The sequence below is a fragment of the Streptomyces virginiae genome (genome assembly GCF_041432505.1).
Taxonomy (GTDB): domain Bacteria; phylum Actinomycetota; class Actinomycetes; order Streptomycetales; family Streptomycetaceae; genus Streptomyces; species Streptomyces virginiae_A.
Genome location: NZ_CP107871.1, coordinates 2,569,234 through 2,590,635, shown reverse-complemented (window position 1 = coordinate 2,590,635; position 21,402 = coordinate 2,569,234). Strand labels below are relative to the sequence as shown.

19 protein-coding genes and 1 pseudogene are annotated in these 21,402 nt (G+C 71.5%); 11 read left to right on the top strand and 9 right to left on the bottom strand.

Translation table 11 applies throughout. The annotated features are described in order from the left end of the window. Nucleotides 1-95 precede the first annotated feature (95 nt). A complete protein-coding gene (locus OG624_RS12145) occupies nucleotides 96-1,082 on the bottom strand; it encodes an ADP-ribosylglycohydrolase family protein (RefSeq protein ID WP_033222196.1) in 987 nt (328 codons plus the stop codon). Nucleotides 1,083-1,341: 259 nt separating this feature from the next. Between OG624_RS12145 and OG624_RS12140 the strand changes: the two genes are divergently transcribed. The 5 genes from OG624_RS12140 to OG624_RS12120 all read left to right on the top strand — a co-directional run bounded on the left by OG624_RS12140 (nucleotide 1,342) and on the right by OG624_RS12120 (nucleotide 9,775). After that, nucleotides 1,342-2,073 (top strand): VIT1/CCC1 transporter family protein, encoded by a 732-nt coding sequence (locus tag OG624_RS12140; RefSeq protein WP_371587607.1) that lies wholly within the window; start codon nucleotides 1,342-1,344, stop codon nucleotides 2,071-2,073. A 372-nt stretch (nucleotides 2,074-2,445) separates the two neighbouring features. Beyond that, entirely contained in the window at nucleotides 2,446-6,984 is a 4,539-nt protein-coding gene (gene gltB, locus OG624_RS12135) for a glutamate synthase large subunit (RefSeq protein ID WP_033222198.1), read from the top strand. Next, entirely contained in the window at nucleotides 6,977-8,437 is a 1,461-nt protein-coding gene (locus OG624_RS12130) for a glutamate synthase subunit beta (RefSeq protein ID WP_033222035.1), read from the top strand. Before gltB ends, OG624_RS12130 begins: the two co-directional genes overlap by 8 nt. A gap of 316 nt (nucleotides 8,438-8,753) precedes the next feature. Further along, nucleotides 8,754-9,590, top strand: coding sequence for a helix-turn-helix domain-containing protein (locus tag OG624_RS12125; RefSeq protein WP_033222038.1), 837 nt, complete (start codon nucleotides 8,754-8,756; stop codon nucleotides 9,588-9,590). Further along, nucleotides 9,575-9,775: a DUF397 domain-containing protein gene (locus OG624_RS12120; protein WP_033222040.1), complete on the top strand. Its 201-nt coding sequence runs from the start codon at nucleotides 9,575-9,577 to the stop codon at nucleotides 9,773-9,775. The genes OG624_RS12125 and OG624_RS12120 overlap by 16 nt, the downstream gene beginning before the upstream one ends. Here OG624_RS12120 and OG624_RS12115 read toward each other — a convergent pair. After that, nucleotides 9,747-9,938: a UTRA domain-containing protein gene (locus OG624_RS12115; protein WP_371589801.1), complete on the bottom strand. Its 192-nt coding sequence runs from the start codon at nucleotides 9,936-9,938 to the stop codon at nucleotides 9,747-9,749. The two genes, OG624_RS12120 and OG624_RS12115, sit on opposite strands and share 29 nt — an antisense overlap. 70 nt (nucleotides 9,939-10,008) lie before the next feature. Continuing rightward, nucleotides 10,009-10,143 (bottom strand): annotated as a pseudogene (locus tag OG624_RS12110) (integrase core domain-containing protein); the annotation flags it as partial. A 154-nt stretch (nucleotides 10,144-10,297) separates the two neighbouring features. On the opposite strand from OG624_RS12110, the gene OG624_RS12105 reads away from it, so the two are divergent. Next, entirely contained in the window at nucleotides 10,298-11,308 is a 1,011-nt protein-coding gene (locus tag OG624_RS12105) for a quinone oxidoreductase family protein (protein WP_033222202.1), read from the top strand. 375 nt (nucleotides 11,309-11,683) lie between these two features. Here OG624_RS12105 and OG624_RS12100 read toward each other — a convergent pair whose 3' ends face one another. Further along, nucleotides 11,684-12,100 carry a hypothetical protein gene (locus tag OG624_RS12100; RefSeq protein ID WP_158711872.1) on the bottom strand — a complete coding sequence of 139 codons (417 nt, stop codon included), beginning with the start codon at nucleotides 12,098-12,100 and terminating at the stop codon, nucleotides 11,684-11,686. Between the two features lie 206 nt (nucleotides 12,101-12,306). Here OG624_RS12100 and OG624_RS12095 point away from each other — a divergent pair, with 206 nt between their 5' ends. The 4 genes from OG624_RS12095 (at nucleotide 12,307) to OG624_RS12080 (ending at nucleotide 16,198) form a co-directional block, all read left to right on the top strand. Further along, entirely contained in the window at nucleotides 12,307-12,720 is a 414-nt protein-coding gene (locus OG624_RS12095; protein ID WP_033222041.1) for a GntR family transcriptional regulator, read from the top strand. Beyond that, complete coding sequence (locus tag OG624_RS12090; protein ID WP_033222042.1) at nucleotides 12,717-13,610, top strand: ABC transporter ATP-binding protein; 894 nt, start codon at nucleotides 12,717-12,719, stop codon at nucleotides 13,608-13,610. The genes OG624_RS12095 and OG624_RS12090 overlap by 4 nt, the downstream gene beginning before the upstream one ends. Further along, nucleotides 13,607-14,641: an ABC transporter permease gene (locus tag OG624_RS12085; protein ID WP_033222043.1), complete on the top strand. Its 1,035-nt coding sequence runs from the start codon at nucleotides 13,607-13,609 to the stop codon at nucleotides 14,639-14,641. Before OG624_RS12090 ends, OG624_RS12085 begins: the two co-directional genes overlap by 4 nt. 243 nt (nucleotides 14,642-14,884) lie before the next feature. Further along, nucleotides 14,885-16,198 (top strand): DUF1906 domain-containing protein, encoded by a 1,314-nt coding sequence (locus OG624_RS12080; RefSeq protein ID WP_161293455.1) that lies wholly within the window; start codon nucleotides 14,885-14,887, stop codon nucleotides 16,196-16,198. A 17-nt stretch (nucleotides 16,199-16,215) separates the two neighbouring features. Here the strand turns inward: OG624_RS12080 and OG624_RS12075 are convergent, their stop codons facing one another. From OG624_RS12075 to OG624_RS12060, 4 genes are read right to left on the bottom strand one after another with little or no spacing between them, the layout of a single operon-like run. Further along, nucleotides 16,216-16,731, bottom strand: a complete 516-nt coding sequence (locus OG624_RS12075) for a pyridoxamine 5'-phosphate oxidase family protein (protein ID WP_033222048.1) — start codon at nucleotides 16,729-16,731, stop codon at nucleotides 16,216-16,218. Between the two features lie 35 nt (nucleotides 16,732-16,766). Next, complete coding sequence (locus tag OG624_RS12070) at nucleotides 16,767-17,495, bottom strand: VWA domain-containing protein (RefSeq protein ID WP_326747867.1); 729 nt, start codon at nucleotides 17,493-17,495, stop codon at nucleotides 16,767-16,769. A 30-nt stretch (nucleotides 17,496-17,525) separates the two neighbouring features. Continuing rightward, on the bottom strand, nucleotides 17,526-18,587 hold the full coding sequence (locus OG624_RS12065) for an acyl-CoA dehydrogenase family protein (RefSeq protein WP_371639410.1): 1,062 nt from the start codon (nucleotides 18,585-18,587) through the stop codon (nucleotides 17,526-17,528). Further along, nucleotides 18,584-20,182: an AMP-binding protein gene (locus OG624_RS12060; RefSeq protein ID WP_371639409.1), complete on the bottom strand. Its 1,599-nt coding sequence runs from the start codon at nucleotides 20,180-20,182 to the stop codon at nucleotides 18,584-18,586. The genes OG624_RS12065 and OG624_RS12060 overlap by 4 nt, the downstream gene beginning before the upstream one ends. 94 nt (nucleotides 20,183-20,276) lie before the next feature. On the opposite strand from OG624_RS12060, the gene OG624_RS12055 reads away from it, so the two are divergent. After that, nucleotides 20,277-20,843 carry a flavin reductase family protein gene (locus OG624_RS12055; protein WP_244290840.1) on the top strand — a complete coding sequence of 189 codons (567 nt, stop codon included), beginning with the start codon at nucleotides 20,277-20,279 and terminating at the stop codon, nucleotides 20,841-20,843. Here the strand turns inward: OG624_RS12055 and OG624_RS12050 are convergent. After that, nucleotides 20,744-21,400: a PadR family transcriptional regulator gene (locus OG624_RS12050; protein WP_371639408.1), complete on the bottom strand. Its 657-nt coding sequence runs from the start codon at nucleotides 21,398-21,400 to the stop codon at nucleotides 20,744-20,746. The two genes, OG624_RS12055 and OG624_RS12050, sit on opposite strands and share 100 nt — an antisense overlap. Nucleotides 21,401-21,402 lie beyond the last annotated feature (2 nt).

Here is a 21,402-nt window from a genome sequence, read left to right as displayed (position 1 = left end):
GTTCGGGCCCGTACCCGTGGGCGGCGCGAGTGTCTCGGCCCGGACCTGACCGGCCGGTGTCAGGTCCCCGGGTCCCCGCTCCTCCGAGGAAGAGGTCATCGGACGGCCTCGCATTCCGGGGTGAGGAGGTCCGCGATGTCCAGGACGTGGTAGCCCCGCATCGACGGGAGGCAGCTGCCGCGGACCGGGCCGATGGCCGAGGACCAGTCGGCGGGGATCGCGGCGGCGCCCGACAGCGCACCGGCCAGGGCGCCCGCCACCGCCGCCGTGGTGTCGGCGTCGCGGCCCATGTTCACGGCGGTGAGGACGGAGGACGGGAAGTCGCCCCGGCAGGCGGCGAAGGCGCCGAAGGCCAGGCCGACCGCCTCGGGGGCCAGGTCGGTCCACGGGTAGCCGCCGATGACCACCGCCGAGCGCACCGCCCGTTCGCCGCGCGGAGCGGCGGTGACCGCTCGGCGCAGGGAGCGGGCCGTCCAGGAGTCGGACGGGATGACGGACAGGGCGGCGGAGACCACGGAGGCGGGGGAGCCGCCGGCCATGGCCGCGGCGACGCCCGCCGCGACGGCCTGGCCGCCGTAGATGCCCTCGCCGTCGTGGCTGACCGAGCCGTCGATGGCGACGAGCCGGGCCGCTTCGGCGGGTCGGCCCGCGGCGAAGACGCCGAACGGCGCGGCCCGCATGGCCAGGCCATCCGACCAGGCGTGCCGGTGTTGTGCCGAGATGGGTGCGGCGAGGCCTCGGCGGAGGTTCTCCAGCGTGCCGCGCTCGGAGAACCCGGCGCCCCGGAACGGGCCTTCGTCGAGGTCGGCGATCCAGTGGTGCCAGGCCCGCTCCACGTGGGAGACGGTGAGCGCCGAGCCGTGGCGGGCCAGCAGCAGCCCGGAGAAGATCGCGTACTCGGTGTCGTCCGTGCCCGCCGGGTCCTCCGACACGAACCCCTCGATGCGGCCCCACTTGGCCCGGATCTCCGACGGCTTCATGTTCTCCGCGGGAGCGCCCAGCGCGTCGCCCACCGCGAGTCCGAGAAGAGCGCCCCTGGCCCGTTCGAGGAGGACCTGCGGATTGCATGCAATCAGCTTCATCGGCTCCATGGCGCGCCTCTCCCACATTCGATGGGGCTCATCATGAGCCCTTGGGGGATTTGTGCCATGGCATGTGGTTTGTCGCCTGCCGCGAAACACCCCGCGAACACCCCCGTCACCCGGTCGCCGACCCGCAAAAGCCCAGGTAAGTACGGCCTTCCTTGCTGGCGGGCGGCAGAAATCGTGCGTAGTTTCGAGGTGTTCAGGGGGAGCGGGGCGCGTCTCGGCGCCCGTTCGCACATTTGGGGAGATTTCACGCATGTCCATCATCGACATCGAAGCACCACTGCACACCGCGCACCGTGACAACCACACCCACCGTGACGTCAACGGTGGATGGCTGCGGCCGGCCGTCTTCGGTGCCATGGACGGGCTCGTCTCCAACCTCGCCCTGATGACCGGTGTGGCCGGCGGCGCCGTCGCCCCGCAGACCGTCGTCATCACCGGGCTGGCGGGTCTCGCGGCCGGTGCCTTCTCGATGGCGGCCGGCGAATACACCTCCGTCGCCTCGCAGCGCGAACTGGTCCTCGCCGAACTGGACGTGGAGCGTCAGCAGCTGCGCAAGCATCCGGTCGACGAGATGGAGGAGCTCGCCGAGCTCTACGTCTCCCGCGGGGTCGAGCCGCCGCTCGCCCGCGAGGTCGCCATGCAGCTGTCGCGCGATCCCGAGCAGGCGCTGGAGATCCACGCCCGCGAGGAGCTCGGGATCGACCCCGACGACCTGCCCTCGCCGCTGGTCGCCGCCGTCTCGTCCTTCGGGTCCTTCGCGCTGGGCGCGCTGCTCCCCGTCCTGCCGTACCTGCTCGGCGCCACGTCCCTGTGGCCCGCGGTGCTGCTCGCGCTGGCCGGACTCTTCGCGTGCGGCGCGATCGTCTCCCGGGTCACCGCCCGGTCCTGGTGGTACAGCGGTGTGCGCCAGCTGGCCCTGGGTGGCGCGGCCGCCGGTGTGACGTACATCCTGGGAACCTGGATCGGTGGAGCCATAGGCTGACCGCGGCTGGAGTGAGACACTATGCAGTACGCAACATAAGTAGTCCGTTACCCGGCGGTTTCGATTCCGTGTCCGCCGGGAATCACACCAGGGCTCCGGGCAACGATGCCCGCCCTGCATCCGGACGTCCGCCTCGCGAAAAACCCGTACGCGCCGCGGAAGTCCGCTCTTTCTGCCTCGTGCAGTGTCCGCATGCTGGAATGACGTATCCGCTTCTCGGGATTGTCGTCATCATGTAATCTGCACGAAATTTCGCAGAGGGCCAACGTCGTCCCTCGGCTATGCACATATGCCACGACGACGACGGGAGAGCCGATGCGTTCCGCATCCACGCACTCCGCGACCGGCCCCAGCACCACCGCCTGGTCGCCCATGGACGGTCGCCCCGCCCAGCAGGGCATGTACGACCCGCGCAACGAGAAGGACGCCTGTGGCGTCGGATTCGTGGCGAACCTCACCGGCGAGGCCACCCACACACTCGTTGAGCAGGCCCTGACCGTATTGCGGAACCTCGAGCACCGCGGCGCGACCGGCTCCGAGCCGGACTCGGGCGACGGCGCCGGAATCCTCAGCCAGGTCCCCGACGCGTTCCTGCGCGAGGTGGCCGGCTTCGAGCTCCCCGAGGCCGGCGGCTACGCCGTCGGCATCGCCTTCCTCCCCGCCGACGGCACCGCACAGGCCGTCGCCGTGGAGCGGATCGAGGCCATCGCCGCCGAGGAGAACCTCACGGTCCTCGGCTGGCGCGAGGTCCCGGTCACCCCGGACCTGCTCGGCAACGGCGCCCGCGCCACCATGCCGGCCTTCTCGCAGCTGTTCGTCAGCAACGGCAGCACGGGCATCGAGCTGGACCGCAAGGCCTTCGTGCTGCGCAAGCGCGCCGAGCGCGAGGCCGGCGTCTACTTCCCGTCGCTCTCCGCCCGCACCATCGTCTACAAGGGCATGCTGACCACCGGCCAGCTGGAGCCCTTCTTCCCGGACCTCTCCGACCGCCGCTTCGCCTCGGCCGTCGCCCTGGTCCACTCGCGCTTCTCCACGAACACGTTCCCGTCGTGGCCGCTCGCCCACCCGTACCGCTTCGTCGCGCACAACGGCGAGATCAACACGGTCAAGGGCAACCGCAACTGGATGAAGGCCCGCGAGTCCCAGCTGGTCACCGCCGCCTTCGGCGAGGGCGCCCTGGACCGGATCTTCCCGATCTGCACCCCGGACGCCTCCGACTCGGCCTCCTTCGACGAGGTCCTGGAGCTGCTCCACCTCGGCGGCCGCTCGCTCCCGCACAGCGTGCTGATGATGATCCCGGAGGCGTGGGAGAACCACACCTCCATGGACCCGGCCCGCCGCGCGTTCTACAAGTACCACTCCACCCAGATGGAGCCCTGGGACGGCCCGGCCTGCGTCACCTTCACCGACGGCACCCAGGTCGGCGCGGTCCTCGACCGCAACGGTCTGCGCCCCGGCCGCTACTGGGTCACCGACGACGGCCTCGTCGTCCTCGGCTCCGAGGTCGGCGTGCTCGATATCGACCCGGCCAAGGTCGTCCGCAAGGGCCGCCTGCAGCCCGGCAAGATGTTCCTCGTCGACACCGCCCAGAAGCGGATCATCGAGGACGACGAGATCAAGAACGAGCTGGCCGCCGCCGCGCCCTACGCGGAATGGCTGGAGACCGGCGAGATCGAGCTGTCGGACCTGCCCGAGCGTGAGCACATCGTGCACACCCACGCCTCGGTCACCCGCCGCCAGCAGACCTTCGGCTACACCGAGGAAGAGCTGCGCGTCATCCTCGCGCCGATGGCCCGTACCGCCGGCGAGCCGCTCGGCTCCATGGGTACGGACTCCCCGATCGCGGCCCTGTCCGAGCGCCCCCGGCTGCTCTTCGACTACTTCACCCAGCTCTTCGCGCAGGTCACCAACCCGCCGCTGGACGCCATCCGCGAGGAGCTCGTCACCTCGCTGCTGTCCTCGCTCGGCCCCGCGGGCAACCTGCTGGAGTCGAACGCCGCGACCTGCCGCAGCGTCACCCTGCCCTTCCCGGTGATCGACAACGACGAGCTGGCCAAGCTCATCCACATCAACGCCGACGGCGACATGCCCGGCATGAAGGCCGCCACGCTCTCCGGCCTCTACCGGGTCTCCGGCGGCGGCGAGGCCCTGGCCGCCCGCATCGAGGCGATCCGCGCCGAGGCCGACGCGGCCATCGCCAACGGCGCCCGCCTGATCGTCCTCTCGGACCGTCACTCGGACGCCGAGCACGCGCCGATCCCGTCGCTGCTGCTCACCTCCGCCGTGCACCACCACCTCATCGCCACCAAGCAGCGCACCCAGGTGGGTCTGCTGGTCGAGGCCGGTGACGTCCGCGAGGTCCACCACGTCGCCCTCCTCATCGGCTACGGCGCGGCCGCGGTCAACCCGTACCTCGCCATGGAGTCCGTCGAGGACCTGCTGCGCGCCGGTACCTTCCTGTCCGGCCTGGAGCCGGAGCAGGCCATCAAGAACCTGATCTACGCGCTCGGCAAGGGCGTCCTGAAGGTCATGTCCAAGATGGGCATCTCCACCGTCGCCTCCTACCGCGGCGCCCAGGTCTTCGAGGCCGTCGGCCTGAACGACGAGTTCGTCGAGACCTACTTCAACGGCACCGCCACCAAGATCGGCGGCGCCGGCCTGGACGTCATCGCCAAGGAGGTGGCCGCGCGCCACGCCAAGGCGTACCCCGTCTCCGGCATCGCGGCCACGCACCGCGCGCTGGAGATCGGCGGCGAGTACCAGTGGCGCCGCGAGGGCGAGCCGCACCTGTTCGACCCGGAGACGGTCTTCCGCCTCCAGCACGCCACCCGCAACCGCCGGTACGACATCTTCAAGCAGTACACGGCCCGGGTGAACGAGCAGTCCGAGCGCCTGATGACGCTCCGCGGCCTGTTCGGCTTCAAGTCGGACCGCGAAGCCATCTCCATCGACGAGGTCGAGTCGGTCGCCGACATCGTCAAGCGCTTCTCCACCGGCGCCATGTCGTACGGCTCCATCTCCAAGGAGGCGCACGAGACCCTCGCCATCGCCATGAACCAGTTGGGCGCCAAGTCCAACACCGGTGAGGGCGGCGAGGACCCGGACCGCCTGTACGACCCGGCGCGCCGCTCCTCCATCAAGCAGGTCGCCTCCGGCCGCTTCGGTGTCACGAGCGAGTACCTGGTCAACGCGGACGACATCCAGATCAAGATGGCGCAGGGTGCCAAGCCCGGCGAGGGCGGCCAGCTGCCCGGCCACAAGGTCTACCCGTGGGTCGCCAAGACCCGGCACTCCACCCCGGGTGTCGGCCTGATCTCCCCGCCGCCGCACCACGACATCTACTCCATCGAGGACCTGGCTCAGCTGATCCACGACCTCAAGAACGCCAACCCGGTCGCCCGCATCCACGTGAAGCTGGTCTCCGAGGTCGGCGTGGGTACGGTCGCGGCCGGTGTCTCCAAGGCCCACGCGGACGTCGTCCTCATCTCCGGCCACGACGGCGGAACGGGCGCCTCCCCGCTCACCTCGCTCAAGCACGCGGGCGGCCCCTGGGAGCTCGGCCTCGCCGAGACCCAGCAGACCCTGCTGCTCAACGGGCTGCGCGACCGGATCGTCGTCCAGACCGACGGCCAGCTCAAGACCGGCCGCGACGTGGTCATCGCCGCGCTGCTCGGCGCCGAGGAGTTCGGTTTCGCGACCGCGCCGCTCGTCGTCTCCGGCTGCGTCATGATGCGCGTCTGCCACCTGGACACCTGCCCGGTCGGCATCGCCACCCAGAACCCGGTCCTGCGCGACCGCTTCTCCGGCAAGCCCGAGTTCGTCGTCAACTTCTTCGAATACATCGCGGAGGAGGTGCGCGAGCTCCTCGCCGAGCTGGGCTTCCGCACGATCGAGGAGGCCGTCGGCCACGCCGAACTCCTCGACACCACCGCGGCCGTCACGCACTGGAAGGCGCAGGGTCTCGACCTGGAGCCGCTCTTCTACGTGCCGGAGCTGCCCGAGGGCGCGGTCCGCCACGCCCTGATCGAGCAGGACCACGGTCTGGAGAAGGCCCTCGACAACGAGCTGATCGAGCTCGCGGCCGACGCGCTGAACGCCGAGACCGCCGAGGCGGCCCAGCCGGTCCGCGCCCAGGTCTCGATCCGCAACATCAACCGGACCGTCGGCACCATGCTCGGCCACCAGGTCACCAAGAAGTTCGGTGGCGCGGGCCTGCCCGACAACACCATCGACCTGACCTTCACCGGTAGCGCCGGCCAGTCCTTCGGCGCCTTCGTGCCGAAGGGCATCACCCTCCGCCTGGAGGGCGACGCCAACGACTACGTCGGCAAGGGCCTCTCCGGTGGCCGCATCGTGGTCCGCCCGGACCGCGGCGCCGACCACCTCGCCGAGTACTCCACCATCGCCGGCAACACCATCGGCTACGGAGCCACCGGCGGCGAGATGTTCCTGCGCGGCCGCACCGGCGAGCGCTTCTGCGTCCGTAACTCCGGTGCGCTGGTCGTCTCGGAGGGCGTGGGCGACCACGGCTGCGAGTACATGACCGGTGGCCGGGCGGTCGTCCTGGGCGAGACGGGCCGTAACTTCGCGGCCGGTATGTCGGGCGGCGTCGCGTACGTCATCGACCTCGACCCGCACAACGTCAACGTCGGCAACGCGGGCGCCGTCGAGGCCCTGTCCGACACCGACAAGCAGTGGCTGCACGATGTGGTGCGCCGCCACGAGGAGGAGACCGGCTCGACCGTGGCCGCGAAGCTCCTGGCTGACTGGTCCGTCGCGGTGGACCGCTTCAGCAAGATCATCCCCACCACGTACAAGGCAGTGCTCGCCGCCAAGGACGCCGCTGAGCTCGCCGGACTCTCGGAATCCGAGACCACGGAGAAGATGATGGAGGCGGCGACCCATGGCTGACCCGAAGGGCTTCCTCACCACCCCGCGCGAGACCGCCTGCACCCGTCCCGTCGCCGATCGGCTCAAGGACTGGAACGAGGTCTACGTTCCGGGCTCGCTGCTCCCGATCATCAGCAAGCAGGCCGGGCGCTGCATGGACTGCGGCATCCCGTTCTGTCACAACGGCTGCCCGCTCGGGAACCTGATCCCGGAGTGGAACGACTTCTCGTACCGCGAGGACTGGGCCGCCGCGTCGGAGCGGCTGCACGCGACGAACAACTTCCCGGAGTTCACCGGGCGGCTGTGCCCGGCCCCGTGCGAGTCGGCGTGCGTGCTCGGCATCAACCAGCCCGCCGTCACCATCAAGAACGTCGAAGTCTCGATCATCGACAAGGCGTGGGACAACGGCGACGTCACCCCGCAGGCGCCGGAGCGGCTGTCCGGCAAGACCGCCGCCGTCATCGGCTCGGGCCCGGCGGGCCTCGCCGCCGCCCAGCAGCTGACCCGGGCCGGCCACACCGTGGTCGTGTACGAGCGCGCGGACCGCATCGGCGGCCTGCTGCGCTACGGCATCCCCGAGTTCAAGATGGAGAAGGTGCACATCAACCGCCGCATCGAGCAGATGCGCGCGGAGGGCACCAAGTTCCGTACCGGCATCGAGGTCGGCCGCGACATCACCGCCACCGACCTGCGCAAGCGGTTCGACGCGGTGGTCATCGCGGCGGGCGCGACCGTCTCCCGCGACCTGCCGGTCCCGGGCCGCGAGCTGAACGGCATCCACTTCGCGATGGAGTACCTGCCGCTCGCCAACAAGGTCCAGGAGGGCGACTTCATGGCGCCCCCCATCACGGCCGAGGGCAAGCACGTGATCGTCATCGGCGGTGGCGACACCGGCGCGGACTGCGTGGGCACCGCCCACCGCCAGGGCGCGGCCTCGGTCACGCAGCTGGAGATCATGCCCAAGCCGGGCGAGGACCGCAACGCCAACCAGCCGTGGCCGACCTTCCCGATGCTCTACAAGGTCACCTCGGCCCACGAGGAGGGCGGCGAGCGGGTCTACTCCGTCTCCACCACCCACTTCGAGGGCGACGAGGACGGCAACGTCCAGGCCCTCCACCTGGTCGAGGTCGCCTTCGAGGACGGCAAGCTCGTCCAGAAGCCCGGTACCGAGCGCGTCCTCCCCGCGCAGCTGGTCACCCTGGCGATGGGCTTCACGGGCACCGACCAGGCGAACGGTCTCACCCAGCAGTTCGGCCTGGAGATGGACGCCCGCGGCAACATCGACCGCGACGCCTCCTACGCGACCAACGTGGACGGCGTCTTCGTCGCCGGCGACGCGGGCCGCGGCCAGTCGCTCATCGTCTGGGCCATCGCGGAAGGCCGCTCGGCCGCCCGCGGCGTGGACCGCTTCCTGACCGGCAGCAGCGCCCTCCCGTACCCGGTCAAGCCGACGGACCGCTCGCTGATGGTGTAGCGCTTCTCGACACCGTCCTCGCACCGCTCGGCCGCAGGCGGCCTCCCGGGCTTCGCCCGGCTGCGCCGACCTCCGGCCGTCGGTGCGGGGCCGGGGCCACCCCGCAGCACCCCCGCCTCGCGAAGGGCGGGACCCCTCATACGGTCCGTACAACGGTGTACGGAACACCCGACGCAGCGCCCGCCACGTCCCCGACCAGGGGTGGCGGGCGCTGTGGCGTCGGGTAGTCGTATCAATGCGTTCCGCTGAACCGTCGGTGCGGCCGGGACTACGCTTTTCGCGGAGCGAGGGCACTGCGGAAGCGGGGAGTTGGCTCATGGCCAAGCCGAATGACGAGGGTGGGGCGCAGACGCCGGAGGAGTTCGCCCGTGAGGAACTGCGGGGGAAGCGGGAGGCGGCGGGGCTGACCCAGGAAGGGCTGGGCGAGCGGATCTTCGCCACGGGGGCGTACGTCGGGATGATGGAGAGCGGGCGTCGTCGGCTGCGCCCCGAGATCGCCAGGCTCATCGACCGGGAGCTCAACACGGGGGACTACTTCTTCCGCCTGGCCAGGGCGTTCAAATCCAAGCACAGCGAATACTTCGCCGCCGCGGCCGAGTTGGAAGGACTGGCGACGGCCACCTATGAGTACGCCTGCACCTTGGTTCCCGGGCTGCTCCAGACGGAGGACTACGCCCGGGCCGTGATCCGGGCCGCCAAGCCGACTGCGCTTGCCGAGCGTGTGGAAGCCTTGGTCGCGGCACGCATCGAACGCGCACGACTTCTCGTCGATCCGGAAACCCCTGAGATGTGGGTGGTCCTGCACGAGTCGGTGCTGCGCGCGGCGGTCGGAGGTCCTGCTGTGATGGCGGCTCAGTTGCGGCACATCGCTTCGTACGTTCGTGCCCACCGGATCACCGTGCAGGTCGTGCCGTTCGCAGCCGGTGCCCATGGCGCGCTGGGCTCGATGGTGCGCATCATGCAGTTCACCGATGCGCCTGATGTGGCGTACACGGAAGGCCCCTACTCGGGGCAGCTGCTCGACTATCCGGCCCTGGTTCAGCGCTACTGGAGGTCATACGATCTTGCCAGGGCCGCTGCGCTGTCGCCGGAGGTGTCCCTGACCCTGATCGAGTCGGTGGCGGAGGAGTACGCGACATGCGCGCAGACGTGAAGGGCCTGTCCTGGCGCAAGTCCTCGTACAGCAACGGAGACGGCGGCGACTGCGTCGAGGTTTCCGACGACCTCCCCGGCATCGTCCCGGTCCGCGACACCAAGCTCGCAGCCGTCGGCCCGGTCCTGCTCTTCCCCGCCGCCGTATGGGCGCCGTTCATCCGCGCTGTGAAGGGCCGAGCCTGATCTCGTAGCGCAACTGTTGGCGTCCGGCCGGCATGAGCATCACATCCGCCTGGATGGGGCGGTCCCCGGCGTCGTAGGTGGTGCGGGTCAGGCGTAGGACCGGTTCACCCGCCCCGAGACGCAGTCGCTCACGTTCCTCTTCGCGCGGGATCTGCGCCGTCACGTCCTCCACGACCCGCACGCCGACGTGCCCCAGGTGTATGGCCTCGTCAGGTTGGGGACGCGGCTTGCGGGTGGAGCCGGCCGGCGAACGCTTCGCGGCGTTCGATGTCTGACCGGTAGGGGCGGGCGTAGGCCCGTTCGTCGAGCAGGGTGCGGTTGAAGCGTTCGACCTTGCCGTTGGTCTGGGGCCGGTAGGGCCCGGTTCGTCACCCGGGTGCGAAGCAGGCGACTCAGCTCTCGGCGGGGGCGGCGGGCCGGTCTGCTTGCCGGGAATCGGATCGCGATCAACGAGGTTGGTGGGGATGAGCCGTTGATCGCCACCAACGGGGTTGGTGGGGGATGAGCCGTTATTGGAGGGCCATGCGAGCGATTCAGGTGTACGAAGTGGGCGGTCCCGAGGTGCTGCAGGAGGCCACGGTGGACCAGCCGCGGCCGGGTCCCGGCGAGGCGGTCGTGGAGGTCGCCGCATCCGGGGTCAACTTCCTCGATGTCTACCACCGCGAAGGCCGGTACAGCCTCCCGCTGCCCTTCACCCCGGGCGCCGAGGGCGCCGGCACGGTCGTCGAAGTCGGACCCGGCGTCGCTGACGTCGCCGTGGGGGACCGGGTCGGTTGGGTGGAGATTCCCGGCACGTATGCCGAGCGGGCCGTCGTGGACTCCTCCCGGCTGGTGTCGCTGCCCGATGACATCGGCTTCGAGACAGCCGCCGCCGTGCTCCTCCAAGGCATGACCGCGCACTATCTCGTCAAGGACGCCTACCCGGTTCAGGGGGGCGACACGGTGCTCGTGCATGCGGCTGCCGGCGGCATGGGGCTGCTTTTGACCCAGCTCATCACCCATCTCGGCGGCAGGGTGATCGGCACGACGTCGACCACGGCGAAGGCCGAGCTGGCGAAGCGTGCCGGGGCTGCTGAGGTGATCCTTTCCTCCGCGGTCGGCGATCTCGCAGCCGAGGTGCGGCGGCTCAACGGCGGTCAGGGACTGCCGGTTGTCTTCGACGGCGTCGGCGCGCACACCTTCGATGCGAGCCTCGCCAGCCTGCGAACCCGCGGCCATCTCGTGCTCTTCGGTGCGGCAAGTGGTGCCGTGCCGCCGTTCGATCCGATGCGGCTCGCCCACGGCGGTTCGCTGACCCTGATCCGGCCCAGCCTCGGGGACTTCATCGCCGATCGGTCCGAACTGCTCCGACGGGCCGCCGATGTGTTCGAGTGGGTGCGCTCCAAGGCGCTCGAGGTCACCGTGACGGGCCGCTATGCATTGTCCGAGGCCGCCCAGGCCCACAGCGATCTGGAGGCTCGTCGTACCACCGGCAAGCTGCTCCTCGTACCCGATGCGGCCGCTGTCGGACGCCGCGAGGAGACGCAGAGCTGATCGCGGCCGGCGGCGTCACGGCGCCGCCGCGGATCTTCGCCGCGCCGGCGCGAGCCGTGCCGACGGCGATGTCCCGGGGGTAGTACGTGGCGGTCGACTCCGTCGGCTCGTCGTCGAGTTCGATGAGCCCGCGTCGCGTCACGGCCGTACTTCCGGCCGTCGGCCCGAGCATGAGGGCGACGCGGGCGGGGGCCGCGACCTCTCCGGCATGCAGGATGCGCCGGCGGCCCCGCCGCCCGGCGGCCGGGCGGTCAGGTGCGGCATCGGCCTGCTGGTCCACTCACCGCCGCTCACCATGCCCCACACCTGAAGCCCGCTCCGTCGACTGCGCGCCATGCGACGGAGCCGGCTTCACGTCGCTGCGGCGTGTTCGGGTTATTCGGGCTGGGTGACCGTGGCGCCCCAGCGCGTGGTCGGGGTCGAGGCCGTCACCCATGCGATGAATCCGCCGTGGATGCCTGTGCCGAGGGGGACCGTGACGACCGTCGGGTCCGTGCCGGGGCAGTCGACGGTGAAGGGGGCCGGGTCGCGTTCGGGGTGTTCCTGGAGTCGGAACGAGACCTCGATGCTCCCGCCGTCGGCGCAACCGAACGTGATGAACGTGTCCAGTCGCTCGGAGAGGCCGCCCGAGACGAAGCCGCTGGAGCCGGCCTGGTCGGCGATCCAGATCAGGCCGTCGGGGCCCGGGTAGCCGATGATCTCGCCCGTCGGCGCCGCCTGGGCCGGGCTCGCCGCCAGGGCCAGTGCGAGAGCCGGGGCCAAGGCCGCCAGGGCGGTGGTGCGCTTCTTCATGTCGTCCCCCATGTGGTCGTGTCGTCCGTTCGTCGGACACGTCGCGACGCTACCCAGCGGTACCGACATCTGCCTGAGTACGCGTACTCAGTCCGCTCCGCCGTCAATCCGGCCTGCTCGCGGCCGTGTTGGCGTCCGGTCGCTTGACAGTGATCGGATACGCATAGTCCTATAGTGCTAGGAAGCTAGATGAATAGAGGAGGACAGTGATCGAGTTTCACCTCGATGCCCGCTCCGGCGTCGCCCCGTACATGCAGCTCGTCCACCAGGTGCGTCAGGCCCTGCGGCTCGGGCTGCTGTCCGAGGGGGATCGACTGCCGACGGTCAAGGACGTCGCCGCCGGTGTGGCGATCAATCCGAACACCGTGCTCAAGGCGTACCGGGAGCTCGAATACGAGGGCCTCGTCGCGAAGAAGCCCGGGGTCGGCACGTTCATCTCCGGCACGCTCGGCGACGACTCGATCGCCGAGCACGAGCCGCTGCGCCGGGAGCTGCAGCTGTGGCTCGACAAGGCGCGGACCGCCGGGCTGGGCGAGGAGAGCATCGAGGCCCTGTTCCTGAGCACCTTCCGCGCCCGCACCGGCACGGGCACGGACCCGCACACCGAAGAGGAGAAATGACCGCCATATTGGAAGCCCGCGCGCTGGGCAAGCGGTACGGCCGCAAAGAGGCGCTGAGCGACTGCACCCTGAGTGTGCCGTCGGGGCGGGTCGTCGGCCTGGTCGGGCCCAACGGGGCCGGAAAGTCCACCCTGCTGCAACTGGCCTGCGGGCTCATCGCCCCCACCTCGGGCAGCATCGAGGTGCTCGGCGGCCGGCCCGCCTCCGGACCCGGGCAGCTGGCCAAGGTCGGCTTCGTCGCCCAGGACACCCCCACCTACGCGGGCCTGTCCATCGCCGACCACCTGCGCCTCGGCGCCCGACTCAACCCGGGCTGGGACGCGCGGCCGGCCGAGGAGCGGATCCGGCAGCTCGGCCTGGACCCCGCCCAGAAGACGGGCAAGCTCTCCGGCGGCCAGCGCGCCCAGGTGGCCCTGACCCTCGCCGTGGCCAAACGGCCCGAGCTGCTCATCCTCGACGAGCCCGTCGCCGCCCTGGACCCGCTGGCCCGACGGGAGTTCCTGCAGAGCCTGATGGAGGTCGTGGCCGAACACGGAACCACCGTCGTGCTCTCCTCGCACCTGGTCTCCGACCTGGAACGGGTCTGCGACCACCTGATCTCGCTGGTCGCCTCCCGGGTCCAGCTCTCCGGCGACGTCGACGACCTGCTCGCCACCCACTTCCGACTCACCACCGCCCGCCGCGAGGCGGCCACCCTGCCCCAGGGCATGGAGGTCGTCCAGGAGACCCACACCGAGCGGCAGAGCACCTTCGTCGTGCGCTCCGACAAGGCCGTCCAGGATCCCTCCTGGGTCCTGGAGCCGCTCAACCTGGAGGACCTCGTCCTCACCTACATGAGCCAGGCCGCGGCCGGGTCCGGCCGCCGACCCACCCGGGAGAACCAGCGATGATCTGGCTGACCTGGCGCCAATACCGCGTCCAGACCCTCGCCGCGCTCGCCGTCCTGGCCGCGCTCGCGATATTCCTCGTGGTCACCGGCCTCCAGATGCGTGACCTCTACGACAGCACCGTCGCCGGCTGCCAGGGCGACTGTGAAAGGGCCCGGAACGCGCTGGTCGTCGAGTACCGGACCCTGACCTACTACGTCACGAGCCTGCTGCTCGCCGTCCCCGGCATCATCGGGCTCTTCTGGGGCGCCCCGCTGATCGCCCGTGAACTGGAGACCGGCACCCACCGGCTCATCTGGAACCAGAGCATCACCCGAGGCCACTGGCTCCTGGTCAAGCTCGCGGGCGTCGGCCTGGCCGCCGTCGCCGTCACCGGGTTGCTCAGCCTCCTGGTGACCTGGTGGGCGAGCCCCGTCGACCGGGTCAACGTGGACCGGTTCACCGCCCTCATGTTCAGCGGACGGGCGATCGTCCCCCTCGGCTACGCGGCGTTCGCCTTCACCCTCGGCGCCTGCGCCGGACTCCTGATCCGGCGCACCGTGCCCGCGATGGCCGCGACCCTCGTCGCCTTCCTCGCGATCCAGATCCTCGTACCCTTCGCGATCCGCCCGCACTACATGACGCCGGAGCGCACCGATGTCGCGCTCAACTCCCTCGTCATGGCGCCGATCGGCAGCGACGGATCGTCCGGCGCTCCGGCGGAGGGCTGGAACGGGAACCACGTCCAGCTGATGGGCTCCGGCGACGACACCTATCTGCGGGTCGGGGTCCTCAAGCCCGGCGTCTGGGTCGTGTCCGACCCCGGTGCGGTGCTCGACCCCGCCGGCAACGAGGTCCGAGGGGCCAAGGGCTGCGCCGATCCCAAGGCGGACCCCTTCGGCTGCTTCGCCACCTCGGACCTCCACATCGAGGTCGAGTACCAGCCCGCCGACCGCTACTGGACCTTCCAGTGGATCGAGACGGGAATCTTCCTCGCGCTCTCCGGGCTGCTGGCCTGGTTCTGCTCCTGGTGGCTGCGCCGCCGGGCCGTCTGACCGGGGCGCCGAGCAGGAGAAAAAGGGGCGGCCGAAGCCAACGCAACTGGCTTCGGCCGCCCCCTCGACCCTACTCGCCCTCGGCAGCGGGCCCCTCGCCCCCGGCGACGGGCCCGGGCCCGCATCACTCGTGCAGGTGACCCACCCCTACCGGCCGGACCGGGTCGAGCTGGGCCGGACGGGCCAACTGGGCGCAACATGCCCGAAGTTCACGGCGGCCGCGGTCTGGTACCCATCTGGATCATGGCTCCCGTCCGAACCCTGCTGAGCGGCCTGCTCGGCGCCGCCCTGCTGCTGCCCGTCCAGCATTCCGCCGCCGATGCCGTCCACGCCGCCGGCGCCGGCCACGACGACGCCGGCCGGACCGTCGACTACCGCGGCCTGCGCGTCGCCCTCCCCGCCCACTGGCGGGTCGTCGACCTCGACGAGAACCCCGACGCGTGCGTGCGCCTCGACCTGCCCACCCTGTACCTCGGCCCCGCCGGCACCCAGGCCGAATGCACCGGCCGGGCCGTCGCCGGCCGCGCCGACACCCTGCACCTCGAACCCCTCGACGCAGCCCCGGAGCGCGCCGACATCCCGACCGTCACGGTGCGCTCCGCCGGCACCCTGCGCGAGGTCCCGCCCCGGTCCGACAGCAACGAGCTGCGCTACGCCCTGCGCCGCTCCGGGGTCATGGCCACCGTCTCCTACGGGGCCACGCCCGACGCCGTACGCCGCGTACTGGCCCGGGCGCGCGCCGTGGCGCCCCCGCCCGCCCCGACCCCCGCCGTCGCCGTGCCCACCACCGGCGGCCCGAAGCCCCGTACCGCCCAGGAACCCTTCAAGGGCGAGGGCTTCGACACCTGCACCGCCCCCACCCAGAAGGCCATGGACACCTGGCGGGCCGATTCCCCCTTCGGCGCGATCGGCGTCTACATCGGCGGGCGGGCCCGGGCCTGCGCCCAACCACGGCTCACGGCCCGCTGGGTGCAGCGTCAGGCCGCCGCCGGCTGGCACCTGATGCCGATCTGGGTGGGCCCGCAGCCCTGGTACAACGCCGGCACCGGCCTGTCCACCGACCCGTCCGAGGCCGACGGGCAGGGCCGGGAGGCCGCCGAGGGCGCGGTGGACGCGGCCCGGTCGCTGGGCCTGGCCGAGGGCACGGTGCTCTACAACGACGTGGAGAACTACACGGACCGTGCCACCTGGGACGCCCCGGTCGTCGCCTACCTGACCGCCTGGACGGTGCGGCTGCACGAGCTGGGCTACCGCTCCGCCGCCTACGTCTCGGTGAGCTCCGGGGTCAAGGCGCTCAGCGCCCACCACCACCAGGCCCCGCAGGCCATGCCCGACGTGCTCTGGGCCGCCCGCTGGAACCTCTCGGCCACCGTCGGCGACGCCGACATGGGCCTGCCGAAGCGCACCACCAAGTGGGCCGGCCCCCGCCGGGCCCACCAGTTCCGCGGCGACCACACGGCCACCTACGGCCGGGTCACCCTCACCATCGATCGCAACTGGGTGGACGTGAACCCCGCCGCGCTCGGCCCGGTCGGCGGCCTCCCCCCGCTCAGCTAGCGGGTGTCCCGTTCGGGTCAGGCGTCCGGCTCCGGGTCCTCGCGCGGGGGTTCGTCGTCGTCGCCGCGGCGCAGGGTGTGGAGGCCGTGCTGCGGGGTCCAGGTGCGGATCACCAGGTCGTCGCCCTGCACGTGGACGTGGACGACCTCCGTCAGGTCGGCGTGGAAGAGGTGGAACGGGTGCGGGGTCTCGGTCTCCTCCGCGTACCGGTGCAGTTCGGGCGGGTCCACGAGTTCCACCGCGCGCCCGGAGATCCGTACGTCCCCGTGCGGCATCTCCTCGCCCGCGCCCGGGTTGGTGTGCAGGGCGAAGCGCGGGTCGTGCTGGAGGTCCCTGGCCTTCATCGAGCCGAACATCATGCCGAGCCACAGCTCCCCGCCCCGGATGTCGACATTCAGTCCGGATGCGCGGGGGGAGCCGTCCTTGCGCAGGGTGGCCAGGACGTGGTGCGGGTACTGCGCGAAACGGGCCTGGACGGCCGCGGCGAACTCCGGTTCCGCCTTCTCGAAGACGGCCCAGCTGGTATGCGTCATACGTCCATCAAAGCGCGGGCACCGGCGGTCACCGGTCAGGCGCGCACGATGCCCGCACTGCGCGCCGCCGCCAGCCAGGCAGGGAATTCACTGACGAGGCGGTCGTAGAGTTCGCCGTCCGGCACCCTGCGGGGGTCCTGCCCCGCGTGGAAGTAGCCCGCGTTGTCCACGGCACGCATCGCCGGTGCCGGTAGCTCGTCCAGCCGGCGCAGGAAGTCGAACTGCGTGCTGCGCGTGTTGCCGAAGCCGACGAACTGCCAGAAGAGCGGCAGCCGGGCCGCCTTGCACAGGTACCGCTCCGCCGCGAGCTTGTTGATCGGGCCGCCGTCGGTCTGGAAGACGACCAGGGCGGGGTCCGTCGCCCCCGAGTCCAGGTAGTGGTCGATGACCGCGTCCATCGCCACGTGGTAGGCCGTCTTGCCCATGTGGCCCAGCCGGGAAGCGATCTCGGTGACCCGGCCCTCGTGCCCGGCCAGGGAGATCTCCTCCACCGCGTCGACCTCGGTGGAGAAGAAGACCACCGGTACGCGGCCGTCGTCGTCCAGGTGCGCGGACAGCCCGAGCACCCGGTCCGCGAGGGCCTGCATGCTGCCGTCCGCGTAGTACGGGCGCATCGACCCGGAGTAGTCCAGGACCAGGTAGACCGCGGCCCGTCCGCCCTCCAAGCCGTACTTGCGCAGGGAGACCCCGGCGCTCTTGTAGAGGCTCACGAGCGCCGGAGCCGTCTCCTCGACCTTGCGGAGGTTGATCGCACTGCCCGTCATGCGGCGAGCGTACGGGAGCGCGCCGGCCTGTCAGCCCGACTCGGTGAAACCCAGATCGGCTGCCAGCCGGGCCCGGTGCGTGGCCGGCGCGCCGAGCAGGTGGGCGGAGCCGTGGGCGCGCTTGAAGAACTCGTGCGCCTCGTGCTCCCAGGTGATGCCGATGCCGCCGTGCAGCTGGATCATCTCCCCGGCCACGTACGAGAACGCCTGCGAGCAGGCCGACTTCGCGGCGGCCGCGAGGCGCGGCGGGGCCTCGGCGTCGGCCGCCGCGCGGGCGAGCGCCCGGGCCGTCTCCACCGCCGTGTGCATGTCGGCGAGCCGGTGCTTGACCGCCTGGAAGGAGCCGATGGGCCGGCCGAACTGGATCCGGTCCTTCGCGTACCGGACCGTCACCTCCAGGGCCCGTGCGGCCGCCCCCGCCTGCTCGGCGGCCAGCGCCGTACAGGCCAGATCGCGGACCCGGGCCAGGACCGCGGCCCCGTCCGGGGAGAGCAGCCGGGCGGGGGTCCGGTCCAGGGTCAGCTCCGCGAGGGGGCGGGTGCGGTCCAGGGTGGACCGTACGGTGAACCCGGCGGGCGCGGCGGTCAGTTCGAACAGGCCGAGCCTCCCGGTGTCGGCGGCCGTGGCGAATGCCAGTACGAGTCCCGGCTCGCCCGGACCGGTCGGCACGAACCGCTTGGTCCCGGTGAGCAGCCACCCGGCCCCGACCGGCTCGGCCCGTGTGGTCAGGTCGGCGGTCTCCCAGCCACCGGTCTCCGCCCAGGCCAGCGCGCCCACCACCGCCCCCTCGGCCAGCCCCGGCAGGTGCCGGGCGCGGGCCCCTTCGTCACCGGCCGCGAGCAGCGCGCCCGCGGTCAGCACCGCCGAGCCCAGATACGGTACGGGGCTCAGGGCGCGGCCCAGTTCCGCCATGACCACCCCGACCTCGGCGGCCCCGCGGCCCAGCCCGCCGTACCGCTCCGGTACGGCCAGCGCGGCCGCGCCCACCTGGGCGGTCAACGGGGCCCAGGCCGCGTGGCCGGGGTGGCGGGTGAGCACCGCCCGTACGGCGGCCCCCAGTTCCGCGAGCTCCCGCACCCGCTCCCCGGTCATGGGGACTCCTCCCGGGCCGCGCGCCGCAGTTCGGTCTTCAGCAGCTTGCCGCCCGCGTTGCGCGGGAGCTCCGCAAGGGAGGTGAAGCGCCGCGGCACCTTGAAATTGGCCAGCCGTTCCCGGGCCCAGGCGGTCAGCTCGGCGGCCGTGACGGGGGCGGAGGTGACCACGTAGGCCACCCCGACCTCGCCGAGCCGCTCGTCCGGGGCGCCGACGACGGCCGCGTCGGTGATGGCGGGATGCGTCAGCAGGACCTTCTCCACCTCCGCCGGGTAGGCGTTGAAGCCGCCGACCACGTACATGTCCTTCAGCCGGTCGGTGATCGCGAGGTAGCCGCGCGCGTCGAGCACGCCGACGTCCCCGGTGCGCAGCCAGCCGTCGGGCAGGACGGCCTCGGCGGTGGCCGCGGGGTCGTCCAGGTAGCCGGGGGTGACGTGGTAGCCGCGGACCTGCACCTCGCCGGGCTCCCCGGCGGGCAGCACCTCGCCGAGCGGGGAGACGATCCGGACCTCGGTGTCGGGCAGCGGGAGGCCGACGGTGTGGGCGACGGTCCAGGCGTCGGCGTCCGTGGGGCAGACAGTGACCACGCCGCCGGACTCCGTCAGCCCGTACGCCGTGAACACCTCCGCGGCGCCGAGCACCGCGCGGATCTCCTCGACGAGGGAGGTGGGCACGGCGGCGGCGCCGGTGCCGGCGAGCCGGAGCGCGGAGAGGTCGAAGGCGGCGCGCCCGGGGTGGCGGATCAGCCCGTGGAAGACGGTCGGCGGGCCCATCAGGCAGGACACCCGCTCGGCGGCCATGCGGGTGAGGACGCGGTCGGTGTCGTAGACGGCCTCGGGGAGCATGGTCGCCCCGCGCAGCAGGCAGGCGAGGACCCCGGCCTTGTAACCGAAGGTGTGGAAGAAGGGGTTGACCAGCAGATAGCGGTCCCCGGGGCGCAGGGTGACCAGTTCGGACCAGGACGTGTAGAGCCGGATCGTCCGGCCGTGGGTGGACGTCACGCCTTTGGAGCGGCCGGTGGTGCCGGAGGTGTAGAGGATGTCGCTGAGGTGGTCCGGGCGGACCAGGTCGGCGCGGGCGAGGCGTTCCGCCTCGGTGACGGAGCTTCCGGCGGCCAGGTACGCCTCCCAGGGGAGCGGGCCGTCGGCGGCACCGTCGCACGCGCCGCGCAGCAGCACGGTGGAGGAGAGGGCGCCGAGGTCCTCGCCGGAGGAGTGCAGGTCCCGGGCGTAGTCGGTGCCGAGGAAGCCCCGCTCGGTGAACAGCACGCGGGCGCCGCTGCGGCGGATGATCTCGGCGGGCTTGTAGCGGGTGTTGACGGGGACGAGGACGGCTCCGGCGCCGACGGCGCCGAGTGCGCAGGCGATCCACTCGCGGCTGTTGGGGGCCCAGACGGCGACCCGGTCCCCGGGCCGGATCCCGTGGGCGATGGCGGCGCGGGCGGCCGCCGCGATCTCGGCGGCCAGCCGGACGAAGGTCCAGCGGACCTCGCCGTCGGCCAGTGCCTCGCGCTCCCCGAACGCGGCGGCCGCGTACTCCGGGAGCCGGGCGAGCGTGGCGGGCGGCGGCAGCGGCGGTGGCGTCGGTGGTGGCATCGGACCCTCCCTACTTGACGAGCGAGCGTGGGCGGTATCCAATCACAGTTGTTTCGGTTAGGCATATACCTAGTAGAAATAAATGGAGGCTTCCGTGTCGACCTCGACCTTCACCTCGACCTTCACCGCCGTCCTGTCCCGCTTCGCCACCGGAGTCGCCGTCGTCACGGCATGCGAGAGCGACGGCCGCCCCGTCGGGATGGCCGTGCAGTCCTTCTCATCGGTTTCGCTGGACCCGCCGCTGGTCTGCTTCTGCCCCGCGCGCACCTCGGCCGGCTGGCCGAGGATCCGGGCCGCGGGCGCCTTCGTCGTCAACATCCTGGCCGCCGACCAGCGCGAGCTGTGCCGCGCCTTCGCCGTCACCGGTGGCGACAAGTTCGCCGGGATCCCCTGGCGGCCCGCCGGCAACGGCGCGCCCCTGCTCGACGGCGTGCTCGCGAGCGTCGAGTGCGAGCTCGCGGACGTGCTGGACGGTGGCGACCACGCCATCGCGCTGGGTCGGGTCACCGCCCTGACCGTGCACCGCGACGACGCGGCCCCGCTGCTCTACTTCCGGCGGTCCTACGGGCGGCTGTCGCCCGGCTCGCGCCCGTCCCGCCCGGCGGCCAGCGCGTCGATGTCGTCGAGCATGGCGGCCGCGAGGTCGCGCTCGGAGGCGTAGTACCGCTCGGCCCACTTGAGGGTGAGCGTCGGGTACGCCCAGGCGCTCTCGTCCTTCGCGCCCTCCACGTCGGCCACCGCGCGACGGCGCATCTTCTCCGCGAACTCCTGGTGCTGGACGAGGACTTCGCGCATCTGCTCCGGCTCCAGCAGGTGACCCAGCCACAGGCGCAGCATCGGCCCGTGCTTGAGGACGGGCGGGTCGACGGGGGCCTCGCGGGCCCACTCCCGTACGGCCGTCATGCCCTCGTCCGTGATCCGGTAGACCCGCTTGTCGCGCGTCCCGGTGTCCTGGGAGACCATCCGCGAGGAGGCGTAGCCCGCCTTCTCCAGGCGCTTGAGCTCGCTGTAGATCTGGCTGAACGACGGGCTCCAGTAGAAGAACCGCAGCGACCAGTCCGACCACTTCTTCAGGTCGTAGCCGGAGAGCTCCTCTCCGAAGGAGAGCAGGCCGAGCACCGCCCAGCTGGTCGCGGGGAGCGCGCGCTTGTTCGTCTCGTCTGCCACGCAGCGCAGTCTACGACCGGTCCCGACGGCACCCTTCCCCCTGCGATGCATGA